12 protein-coding genes are annotated in these 10,134 nt (G+C 49.4%); 5 read left to right on the top strand and 7 right to left on the bottom strand.

Translation table 11 applies throughout. The annotated features are described in order from the left end of the window. Positions 1 to 113: 113 nt before the first annotated feature. The 6 genes from KDK14_RS15305 to KDK14_RS15280 all read right to left on the bottom strand — a co-directional run bounded on the left by KDK14_RS15305 (position 114) and on the right by KDK14_RS15280 (position 2,955). A complete protein-coding gene (locus tag KDK14_RS15305) occupies positions 114 to 776 on the bottom strand; it encodes a helicase-related protein (protein WP_257266040.1) in 663 nt (220 codons plus the stop codon). Positions 777 to 877: 101 nt separating this feature from the next. Continuing rightward, complete coding sequence (locus KDK14_RS15300; protein WP_257266039.1) at positions 878 to 1,219, bottom strand: hypothetical protein; 342 nt, start codon at positions 1,217 to 1,219, stop codon at positions 878 to 880. Further along, the gene (locus tag KDK14_RS15295; protein WP_257266038.1) at positions 1,219 to 1,806 is read right to left on the bottom strand and encodes an SNF2-related protein; all 588 of its coding nucleotides are present in this window, start codon (positions 1,804 to 1,806) and stop codon (positions 1,219 to 1,221) included. Before KDK14_RS15295 ends, KDK14_RS15300 begins: the two co-directional genes overlap by 1 nt. 91 nt (positions 1,807 to 1,897) lie before the next feature. Beyond that, the gene (locus KDK14_RS15290) at positions 1,898 to 2,335 is read right to left on the bottom strand and encodes a hypothetical protein (protein ID WP_257266037.1); all 438 of its coding nucleotides are present in this window, start codon (positions 2,333 to 2,335) and stop codon (positions 1,898 to 1,900) included. Between the two features lie 33 nt (positions 2,336 to 2,368). Then, complete coding sequence (locus tag KDK14_RS15285; protein ID WP_257266036.1) at positions 2,369 to 2,590, bottom strand: hypothetical protein; 222 nt, start codon at positions 2,588 to 2,590, stop codon at positions 2,369 to 2,371. Beyond that, positions 2,587 to 2,955 carry a hypothetical protein gene (locus tag KDK14_RS15280; RefSeq protein WP_257266035.1) on the bottom strand — a complete coding sequence of 123 codons (369 nt, stop codon included), beginning with the start codon at positions 2,953 to 2,955 and terminating at the stop codon, positions 2,587 to 2,589. The genes KDK14_RS15285 and KDK14_RS15280 overlap by 4 nt, the downstream gene beginning before the upstream one ends. Here KDK14_RS15280 and KDK14_RS15275 point away from each other — a divergent pair. Beyond that, positions 2,939 to 3,202 (top strand): hypothetical protein, encoded by a 264-nt coding sequence (locus KDK14_RS15275; RefSeq protein WP_257266034.1) that lies wholly within the window; start codon positions 2,939 to 2,941, stop codon positions 3,200 to 3,202. The two genes, KDK14_RS15280 and KDK14_RS15275, sit on opposite strands and share 17 nt — an antisense overlap. A gap of 16 nt (positions 3,203 to 3,218) precedes the next feature. Here the strand turns inward: KDK14_RS15275 and KDK14_RS15270 are convergent, their stop codons facing one another. Beyond that, positions 3,219 to 3,413, bottom strand: coding sequence for a hypothetical protein (locus KDK14_RS15270; protein WP_257266033.1), 195 nt, complete (start codon positions 3,411 to 3,413; stop codon positions 3,219 to 3,221). Positions 3,414 to 3,481: 68 nt separating this feature from the next. Between KDK14_RS15270 and KDK14_RS15265 the strand changes: the two genes are divergently transcribed. The 4 genes from KDK14_RS15265 (at position 3,482) to KDK14_RS15250 (ending at position 10,129) form a co-directional block, all read left to right on the top strand. Next, positions 3,482 to 6,247: a DEAD/DEAH box helicase family protein gene (locus KDK14_RS15265; protein ID WP_257266032.1), complete on the top strand. Its 2,766-nt coding sequence runs from the start codon at positions 3,482 to 3,484 to the stop codon at positions 6,245 to 6,247. Further along, positions 6,247 to 7,857 carry a restriction endonuclease subunit S gene (locus tag KDK14_RS15260; protein ID WP_257266031.1) on the top strand — a complete coding sequence of 537 codons (1,611 nt, stop codon included), beginning with the start codon at positions 6,247 to 6,249 and terminating at the stop codon, positions 7,855 to 7,857. Before KDK14_RS15265 ends, KDK14_RS15260 begins: the two co-directional genes overlap by 1 nt. Positions 7,858 to 7,880: 23 nt before the next feature. Next, a complete protein-coding gene (locus KDK14_RS15255; RefSeq protein WP_257266030.1) occupies positions 7,881 to 9,374 on the top strand; it encodes a class I SAM-dependent DNA methyltransferase in 1,494 nt (497 codons plus the stop codon). Between the two features lie 68 nt (positions 9,375 to 9,442). After that, on the top strand, positions 9,443 to 10,129 hold the full coding sequence (locus KDK14_RS15250; RefSeq protein ID WP_257266029.1) for a hypothetical protein: 687 nt from the start codon (positions 9,443 to 9,445) through the stop codon (positions 10,127 to 10,129). Positions 10,130 to 10,134 lie beyond the last annotated feature (5 nt).

Here is a 10,134-nt window from a genome sequence, read left to right as displayed (position 1 = left end):
GCAATCATCAGGAACACTGAGTTTAAAATGGGAAAGTTATTTTTAGACGACTCCCCAGACGAGCAAACACATACACAGCCCTCTCAGCTTTGGGTTTTCCAGAGTCACATGGCTCAAAGACGGGTTTTCCTGCGCCTCCTGCCTCGAAAGGTCATCTTTTCCCAAACCGCCCCATCGGGCCAAACCAGACGAAGCCCTGGCGACACTTCAATAAAGCCTGCATTCTTCCCCTGGGATTTCTGCCAGCAAAGATACTGCTCCACCATTTGGGCAACCCAATGGGGCAAAGGATGATTCGCCGCCTGCTGATAACGGTCTGCCTGCAAGTCTTCGCCATCGGTGAATAATGAATCCTGAGCCTGTTTATCCACCACACCTTCCTGAATCGCCTTGAGCGCCTTGGCCAGCTCCTGATCCATCAATTCCGGATTCACCAGCGACTCCATAAACAGTTCATCGAAAAGGTGGTTAGCCTCCGCCGAATCCAGCACATCACTGATTTTATCGACACCAAACTCCTCCAGGATGGTTTGCAGCTTCCCTTCCAGTACATCCCGAACCCGGTGCTCGACCGTATCCTCCAGAACAAAGTTCAGAGCTTTCACCCGATACTTTTGCCCAATACGGTCCACCCGGCCAATACGCTGTTCCATCCGCATCGGGTTCCAGGGAATATCGTAGTTAACAATCACATGGCAGAACTGCAGGTTCAAACCCTGACCCCCGGCATCGGTAGAAATCAGTACCCGGGTGGTATCCGCAAACGCGGCTTGCACTTTTTTTCCGTTCCGACAGATCCATAGAGCCATTAAGACAAACGACACTGAGGCCCCGCTCTTCAAGGAATCGAGCCAGCATTTGCTGGGCAGGTACAAACTTAGTGAACAAATACCTTGAGTTCCGGGTCTTTCTCTTCCTGCTGAAGCTTGTAAATCCACTCCAGCAATGCCTCAGCCCTGGCATCCTGCTGGGTTTTCATGCACTGCTGAGCCATCGCCAGCAAGCGTGTGACATCGGCCTTTTCATTGTCCAGCAAATTCTGGGACAGTTTAATCAGTCTATCCAGCTGCTCCTGGCTGTCCTGCTCCGCCCAGTCATCCGCAAGAGACAATGGCAGACTATCCTCCACCACCGTGTTTTCCAGCACTCGCAACCGCCGCTCCAGTGTGACAGCAATAGCGGCACTGCTGGAGCTGACCAGCCGCTGCATCAAGATCATTAAAAAGCCGATGGCATTCTGCTTGTCCGCTTTTCAATCGGCTTGATGCTATCAACCGGGCAAACCACCTGATCATACCGTTGCGAGATATTATCCTGCTCATCCAGCGGCTTCTGATCACCGGGAATCACCAGCTGAAACGTCTCATTAAAATGGTTCTGCATTTCTGAAACCCACTGGCTCACCAACCCTTTAGGTGCCGCCACCAGAATCCGACTGGCCATGCCCCGGAGTTTCAGTTCACGCATCACCAGACCGGCTTCAATGGTTTTCCCAAGCCCCACTTCATCGGCAAACAGATAGCGAACCTGCTTGCGGCTCATGGCTTTATTCAGGGCTTTCAGCTGATGCGGCAGAGGAATCACATTGGACTCAATCGGTGCCAGCAATACATCTTCCGTCTGGGCATTGGCAATGCGCCCGGCGGTGGCCAGCCAGCTGATCAGATGACCAATGCCTTCATGCAATCCCTTGCTACCGGATTCCGGTACAACCAGATCATTAACAGGTACCTTAACCACCTGATCCTGCTGTTGCAGCCAGTGCCGATAAAAGGCTTTCCCCCAAAGGCCAGAGTGATCAATCACCTTGCCGTATTGCTGATAGGCCTTGCTCCAGCCCAGTCACCGATTTGAAACATACACAATGGTCGAAATCCGATAAATAGAGGTTGGGAAATTAAAGCTGACCACCGTCACGAGGCAAAGGGTGGCCCTGCTCATCAAAACAGTCGGTAGCAGTGCCGGGCAAGGCTCGTATCAGGCGATTGCGCATATCGGCATCATCGGCAAAGACGGTCATCCAGATACTCCAATAAGCATGACCCACTGCCGTTTCAACCACCTGCTCCCTGAAGTCTTCATTATCATTGCATTGCAACCGTTCTTTTGCCCTTTCTGCAATCGACCAGACTTCAATTCCGGCCTGCCAGCGCCGGTCAGATGACTTTGATGTATGGGGTGTTTTGTCCAGCCCCACCAACTTGATCATGGCATTGGCTTTTTCAGCAAGATCAGGAGCCAGAGAAGGGTTCGATCGCACAACGCCATCTTCACCATAAACAAAAGCGCAGAAAGTATGGTCTGCATCAGGCCAAAGATAATCAGCGAGCTTCACATCCGTGTCACTTTTGGTTGAATTGCAGTTGCTTCAACCCAGCAAAAGATTGGCCCAGGAAAGCTCCAATGCAGGATAATGTTTTTTGGGCTGGACGTGTTCTACAGCAAGGGAGGCATCCAGCTTCATTTCACAGTAAGAGCAATAGCCTCCCAGACGATCCAGCAAATTTCTGCGGGCGTTTTGATACCTTTTGAACCGCTTGGGATTGCCATGCTTATCCAGAGGCACATCACCTCGCACTACCGGCCTCATGCATCAATGCTCTGGACAGCTCTGGATGATTTGCCCATGCCAGCGGCCATCCGCTCCATCTCCAGAAAAGCGTAATAAGCGACATTGTCACTGAACGGTGCACTCAACTCATCAAGCTCAGCCTTCAGCGCTTCTTTTTCCTCTGCTGATGCGGCTCCAGCCTTATGCAACAGTGCGTAATACTTCTGGGCAGCCTCATACATTTTCTGGTTTCGCTCACTGCGAGAAGGCACCCCAATCCCCATAATATCCTCAACCGTCTCCCGAGCTTTTTTAAAGCCAGCCCGCAACGCCTCACCCCGTGGCTGTTTGATTTTCTTGCTGCTGGATTTGTAGGTTTCAAACTCTTTGAGCAGTGATTGCATCACCAAAATTTTTAACCGCTGGTATGATCACCGTGTTACCCGGCATAAACAGAGCCCCACCAACCCAGCACCAGAAAAGTACACACCAAAAAGCATCAGAGACACGGCCAAATCCCTGATTATTGATGCCGGGGTGGACCGGGAAACCCGCAACCTGATCCAGAGTCACCAGCTAACCGGAGTGGATTACGAACACTACGACCGGCACGAACACCTGCCAGAAAAAAGAGCAGCCACTGCCAAATAAAATAAATCCGTGTAGATCAAAGGAAGGAACCAAGAGTAAACTGTCGATTATTTACCACCACATCGGACCGTTGCAGGGATAGCCAGGCCCATGCCCATACCTGATTTTCAAACCACCATGTGCCTACTGCCAGGCTCCGTTGAATGGTGTAGAAATCCCATTCCAGCAAGCCTTCAAGAAAGTTTGCAATGACTTCCAGCTTCAAATCCATCGACAGCGACTACTTTAATGCCGAATAGGAATGCCGAATAGGGAACGCACGTCAGGGGCAGACAGACCATGAGCACCATAAATCAAACACCAGAACAGATCGCTCGTGACAACATCGACCAGATGCTGGCCAAAGCAGGCTGGGTTGTGCAGGAGCGAAAAACACTGGACTGGAAAGCGGGTCCGGGCATTGCTGTGACGGAATACACCGGCTCATCCGGTCGTTCCGACTACGTTCTGTTTGTAGACCGCAAAGCCGTGGGCATTATAGAAGCCAAAGCGGAAGATAAAGGCTACAACCTCACGACGGTAGAAGAACAGTCTCAGCGCTACGCAGTATCAAAGCTGAAGTGGATACCTGACCAAAGTCACATACATTTCATCTACGAAAGCACCGGCATCATCACCCACTTTCGTGACCTCCGTGACCCGAAGCCCCGTTCACGGGAAGTGTTCAGTTTCCACCGCCCGGAAACCATCAGAAGCTGGCTGGAAAAATCCAAGTCACTCGCCGGTCGTTTACAAGACCTGCCAGAACTGAACACCTGCCCCCTGCGTGCCTGCCAGATCACCGCCATCACCAATCTGGACGCATCATTTAAAAAAAACCGCCTCCGCGCACTGATCCAAATGGCAACAGGTTCCGGCAAAACCTACACAGCCATCAGCTTTATCTATCGGTTGCTGAAATTCGCCGGCGCAAAACGCATCCTGTTTCTGGTAGACACCAAAAACCTTGGCGAACAGGCAGAGCAGGAATTTATCAACTTCACCCCGTCTGATGACAACCGCAAGTTCACCGAGCTGTATAACGTCCAGCGCCTGAACTCCAGCTTTATCGCCGATCATACTCAGGTCTGCATCAGTACCATCCAGCGGGTTTACGCCATCCTGAAAGACAAGCCACTGGATGAAGATGCCGAAAAACAAAACCCCGCCGAACTGAGCGCCCTGAATAAAGAACCGGTGCCCGTGGTCTACAACGAAAAAATCCCACCGGAACATTTCGACTTCATCATCATCGACGAATGCCACCGCTCTATCTACAACCTCTGGCAGCAGGTGCTGGATTATTTCGACGCCTACCTGATCGGCCTGACCGCCACGCCCGACAAACGCACCTTTGGTTTCTTTAAACAGAACATCGTCAGCGAATACGACCATGAAGCCGCCGTTGCCGATGGTGTCAACGTGGGTCACGATGTCTTCCTGATCAACACCAAAATCAGCAAAGCCGGTGCAACGCTGAAAGCGGAACAGCAAATCGAAAAGCGGCATAAACTCACTCGGGAAAAACGCTGGACTCAGCAGGACGAAGACGAAGCCTACTCCAACAAAGAGCTGGATAAAGAAATCGTCAACCCCAGCCAGATTATTACCGTGATCAACGCCTTTAAAAACAGCCTGCCCACCATGTTCCCCGGTCGGGAAGAAGTGCCCAAGACCCTGATCTTTGCCAAAACCGACAGCCACGCCGACGACATCATCAAAACCGTTCGGGAACAGTTCGATGAAGGCAACGACTTCTGCAAAAAGATCACCTATAAAAACACCGAAGACCCGAAATCGCTACTGGCACAGTTCCGCAACAGTTATAACCCACGCATTGCCGTCACCGTGGACATGGTCGCCACCGGCACCGACATCCGCCCGCTGGAATGCCTGCTGTTTATGCGGGACGTAAAAAGCAAAAACTACTTTGAGCAGATGAAAGGCCGTGGTACCCGCACCCTGGGCGAAGACGACCTGAAACGGGTCACGCCCTCCGCCACCAGCGCCAAAACACACTTTGTTATTGTCGATGCCATTGGTGTGACCCAATCGGTGAAAACCGAATCTCGCCCGTTGGAACGCAAACCTACGGTCTCCATGAAAGACCTGCTCGCCAGTGTTCTGATGGGGGCAAGAGATGAAGACACCCTCACCACACTGGCCAACCGCCTGGGCCGACTCAACCAGCAACTGACACCGGAACAGAAACAGCAGGTCAGCGACGTTGCCGGTCAGCCCCTGGGCACTACCATCAAACAACTATTGGGTGCATCTAACCCGGACACCATTACCGACCTAGCCAGGAACAACAACGGACTGTCTGATACACAGACACCCAGTGACAAACAATGTCAGGAAGCAAAAAAACAACTGGCAGACGACGCCTGCGATGTATTCACCGGCTCACTGAATGAACTGCTGGAAACCATTCGCAAAAGCCATGAGCAAACCATCGACAGCCACAATATTGATCAGCTGGAACAGGCCGAATGGGCAGGCGATGCCAAAGCCAATGCTGAAAAGCTGGTGGCAGACCTTGCCGAATGGCTAAAGGAACACAAAGATGAGATTACCGCACTCTCTATCTTTTACGACCAACCCCATCGTCGGCGAGAAATAACCTACGATGCCATCAAAAATCTACTGGATACGTTAAAAGCCGATAAACCCGTGCTGGCACCGGTGCGAGTCTGGCAAGCCTACGCCCACCTGGACAATGTACAGGGCAAACAGCCCCTGAACGAACTGACGGCGCTGGTCGCCTTAATCCGCCGAAGCTGCGGAATTGATGGCAAAATTGACCTGTTTGGTGATACCGTCAACCGGAACTTTAAACGCTGGATCTTCAAACGCCACCAGGGCAATGCGCCTAAATTTACCGAAGAGCAGATGCAGTGGTTGCAGTTGATTCGTGACCATATCTCCGCTTCGTTTCACTTTGAGCGGGATGACCTGGAATATGCACCCTTTGATAATCAGGGTGGGCTGGGCAAGATGTATCAGCTGTTTGGTGGTGAAATGGATCAGTTGATTGATGAAATGAATGATGAGTTGGTGGCTTGATGGTTTTACAACTTGCTGATAAACATACCATTCCCAATGGTTGGACAGTCATTGGGTTAGGTGAATTTAGAAATAAGAAATCAATTTCTTTTAATCCTCAGAATGAAACTGAGAGAAAATTGGAGCTATATAGTGTTCCAAGCCACTCAACACATGAACCAGAAATTTTATCCAATAGTGACATTGGATCAAACAAACAATATGTCACTACTGGCGATGTACTGATTTCAAAGATCAACCCTCGGCTCAATCGCACATGGGTTGTAGGGAATTTCACAGCTCATGACAAGATTGCTTCAACTGAATGGGTTGTCTTCAAGAAGCAAAATACAATCTCATCTGCATTCTTGAAATACCTCCTCGAAACGGTAAGTGTGCGAGATTACTTGTCACACAATGCCTCTGGTGTAGGTGGCTCTTTGACAAGAGTCAAACCTATCTTATTTGATACTATCGAAATAGGCTTACCTCCAGCAGCAGAACAAACCCGCATCGTCGAGAAAATCGAGGAACTGTTCTCCGAACTGGATAAGGGCGTGGAAAGCCTGAAAACCGCCCAGCAGCAGTTAAAAGTCTATCGTCAGGCACTGCTGAAGCAGGCCTTTGAGGGCAAACTGACCGAACAGTGGCGCAAGGATAATCCCGACAAAATGGAGTCTGCTGAACAACTACTGGCTTGTGTCAAAGCCGAGCGGGGAGTTCGATATCAGCAGCAGCTGGATGAGTGGAAACAGGCAGTTAATGCATGGGAAGCAGCGGGTAAAGAAGTTAAAAAGCCTACGAAGCCGAAGCAGGCCAAAGAATTACCCTCTTTGACAGCGGATGAGTTGGCTGGTGTACCTGCACTTCCTGAAGGTTGGGCATGGATTAAGTTTGGCAATTTAACAGATTATGTGACTTCTGGCTCCAGAGGATGGAAAGAATATTATTCTAATTCAGGGGCTACATTTATCAGGGCTCAGAACCTTAAACACGACAGTTTGAATCTTAATGATATTGCTTATGTAGATCTGCCCGAAACTGTTGAGGGTAAGAGATCCAAGGTCAATACTGATGACATTCTTATCACCATAACCGGTGCAAATGTCACGAAAGCAGGCATTGTTATCGAGCACTTAGAAGAAGCCTACGTTAGTCAGCATGTTGCCCTTTGTCGTTTAGTAAATACATCACGAGCGAATTTCATTCATCAATATCTTATCAGCGGAACCGGTGGAAGGAAGCAGCTGGAAAAAGCAGCCTATGGAGCAGGAAAGCCGGGGCTCAATCTTGATAACATCTACTATCTATCTGTACCTGTTGCCTCCGAAGCAGAGTCCAAAATTGTCATTGAATATCTTCAGGCCCAGTTATCCCTTCTTGAAAAGCTCGAAGCTGACTTAAAAATAAATCTCAAAAAATCCGAAGCCCTGCGTCAAAGCATCCTGAAAAAAGCCTTCTCAGGGCAATTGGTAGCTCAAGACCCAAACGATGAACCCGCTTCAGAACTCTTGAAGCGCATTCGCACCGAACGTGAAACCGCCGAACTGGCAGAAAAAGAAGCCAAAGCCAAGGCGAAAAAAACAGCCCCAAAGCGTAAGCCTAAAGCCACCAAACCGACTGCCGCCTGAACCTTAAACGACAGAATTTATCTATGAACGCATCAACCATTACTTCCCGTGTCTGGAACTTCTGCCACTCCCTCCGTGATGTTGGGGTGGGCTATGGCGACTACCTTGAACAGCTCACCTACCTGATCTTCCTGAAAATGGCAGACGAATACAGCCAGCCACCCCATGACCGGGATATGGGTTTGCCAGTGGGGTATGACTGGAAAAGCCTGACAAATAAAAATGGTGCTGAGCTAGAAATTCATTACATCAACTTACTTCTAAAATTAGCCGAAGAAGACGGTATGCTCGGGCAGATTTTCACCAAAGCCCAGAACAAAATTCAGGACCCCGCCATGTTGCAGCGGGTGATCGAGATGATCAATAAAGAGAACTGGTCAGTCCTTGGTGCCGATGTAAAAGGCGATATCTACGAAGGGCTGCTGGAAAAAAACGCCGAAGATACCAAGTCCGGCGCAGGCCAATACTTTACCCCCCGTGCGCTGATCAATGCCATGGTGGAATGTGTGCAACCACAACCAGGCAAAACCATTGCGGACCCTGCCTGCGGCACCGGCGGTTTCTTCCTGTCTGCTTACGATTACCTGATCAAACACCATCCACGCATGGATAAAGAGCAGAAGAAGTTCCTGAAAAACGGCACCTTCCACGGTAATGAGATTGTCGCCAACACCCGCCGACTCTGCCTGATGAATATGTTCCTCCATAATATCGGTGAAATTGATGGCACCCCTTCAGTGCTCTCCACCGACGCCCTGATTGCTGATGGCGGCTTACGGGTTGATTACGTGCTGGCAAACCCGCCGTTCGGTAAAAAGAGCAGTATTACCGTCACCAATGAAGAAGGTGAACAGGAAAAAGAGGACTTCACCTACAACCGACAGGACTTCTGGGCAACCACGTCCAACAAACAGCTGAACTTTGTCCAGCATATCCGCACCCTGCTGAAAACCACCGGACAAGCGGCAGTCGTCGTGCCAGATAACGTTCTGTTTGAAGGCGGTGCTGGGGAAACCGTCCGAAAAAGTCTGCTGCAGCAAACCGACCTGCACACCATTCTGCGACTGCCGACCGGTATATTCTATGCCAACGGCGTAAAGGCGAACGTGCTGTTCTTCGACAACAAGCCTGCCGCAAAAGAGCCGTGGACAAAAGCGATCTGGTTCTACGATTACCGAACCAACATCCACCACACCCTGAAGAAGAAGCCCATGCGCCTGGAAGACCTTCAGGAATTTATCGACTGCTACCACCGGGCCAACCGCTACGAGCGCACGGAACGATGGAATGCTGAAACCAACCCGGAAGGACGTTGGCGCAAATACAACTACGAAGAGATCGTCAAGCGTGACAAAACCAGCCTCGACATCTTCTGGCTAAAAGACAAATCCCTGGTAGACCTGGACAACCTGCCCGACCCGGAGGATCTGGCGGCAGATATTATCGAAAATATGGAAGCGGGGCTGGATAGCTTCCGCACCATTGCGGCGGCGCTGGCTACTCCGTTGAAAAACTGACAGCTAATATTGGGCAGGATTATCCCTGCCCTTCGAATCACCAACACAATAACAATAATAGGTAACTTATGGCTAAAAACAGTGCCATCTACTACAACTCAGCAGAACATTTGATGCTCGATGCTCTTCACATCCGAACAGATCGTGAAAGCTCATCGGCATCTGAAATTCTACACAGAATCAGGCATTATAAAAAAGATCACAGTCTTTTTAGGAGGGATAAACGCGCTTATATAGAACAAGAGATGGAACTCATCAATTCACTTGCAAGTGACAAGATAAACCGAAAAGACCATGATCATTTAGAAAGGTTACTTGATGCCCCGCTATTTGATAAAAATGACGACTTGCTCAATATCGATTGTATTCATTTTTTAATAGCAACATCGAATATTGATATTGATGATTTCAGCGATGGTCCTGAAATAGGGTCAATGCTCCATATGAAATACCATAAGCTCGAAAAATATAGCTATCTGCTTCACCAAGCAAAAGATAAAAAAAGAAAAAATGTTACTGGTAAACGAAACATAAAAAGATACCCACACATTGATGACGTAAAGAAAATGGTGCGCATAGCCAAATCTAAAAGTCCTGACATCAAAAATAAAGAGTTATGGTTAAAATTCAATCGAGAATGGAAGGGTTACAAAATTGATGGGCAGGTTAAAACACAACTAATTTTCAAGGGATTCCCCCCTGAGGGCAGGGCGATAGAACCAGACGTACGACCATCCACTAAACACAAAACTTGACTTTC

Origin of the sequence: Endozoicomonas sp. ONNA2 (assembly GCF_024606365.1) — a bacterium.
In the GTDB taxonomy this organism is placed as follows: Bacteria; Pseudomonadota; Gammaproteobacteria; order Pseudomonadales; family Endozoicomonadaceae; genus Endozoicomonas.
The sequence above is the reverse complement of the archived record's forward strand: the minus strand, read 5'-3'. Positions and strand labels throughout refer to the sequence as shown.

What these genes read in the sequence shown, in the direction of transcription:
- KDK14_RS15285 (WP_257266036.1), bottom strand. Translation starts at nt 2,590, where the DNA reads ATGAGGCCGGTAGTGCGAGGTGATGTGCCTCTGGATAAGCATGGCAAT.
- KDK14_RS15255 (WP_257266030.1), top strand. Translation starts at nt 7,881, where the DNA reads ATGAACGCATCAACCATTACTTCCCGTGTCTGGAACTTCTGCCACTCC.
- KDK14_RS15280 (WP_257266035.1), bottom strand. Translation starts at nt 2,955, where the DNA reads ATGCAATCACTGCTCAAAGAGTTTGAAACCTACAAATCCAGCAGCAAG.
- KDK14_RS15300 (WP_257266039.1), bottom strand. Translation starts at nt 1,219, where the DNA reads ATGATCTTGATGCAGCGGCTGGTCAGCTCCAGCAGTGCCGCTATTGCT.
- KDK14_RS15260 (WP_257266031.1), top strand. Translation starts at nt 6,247, where the DNA reads ATGGTTTTACAACTTGCTGATAAACATACCATTCCCAATGGTTGGACA.
- KDK14_RS15250 (WP_257266029.1), top strand. Translation starts at nt 9,443, where the DNA reads ATGGCTAAAAACAGTGCCATCTACTACAACTCAGCAGAACATTTGATG.
- KDK14_RS15270 (WP_257266033.1), bottom strand. Translation starts at nt 3,413, where the DNA reads ATGGATTTGAAGCTGGAAGTCATTGCAAACTTTCTTGAAGGCTTGCTG.
- KDK14_RS15265 (WP_257266032.1), top strand. Translation starts at nt 3,482, where the DNA reads ATGAGCACCATAAATCAAACACCAGAACAGATCGCTCGTGACAACATC.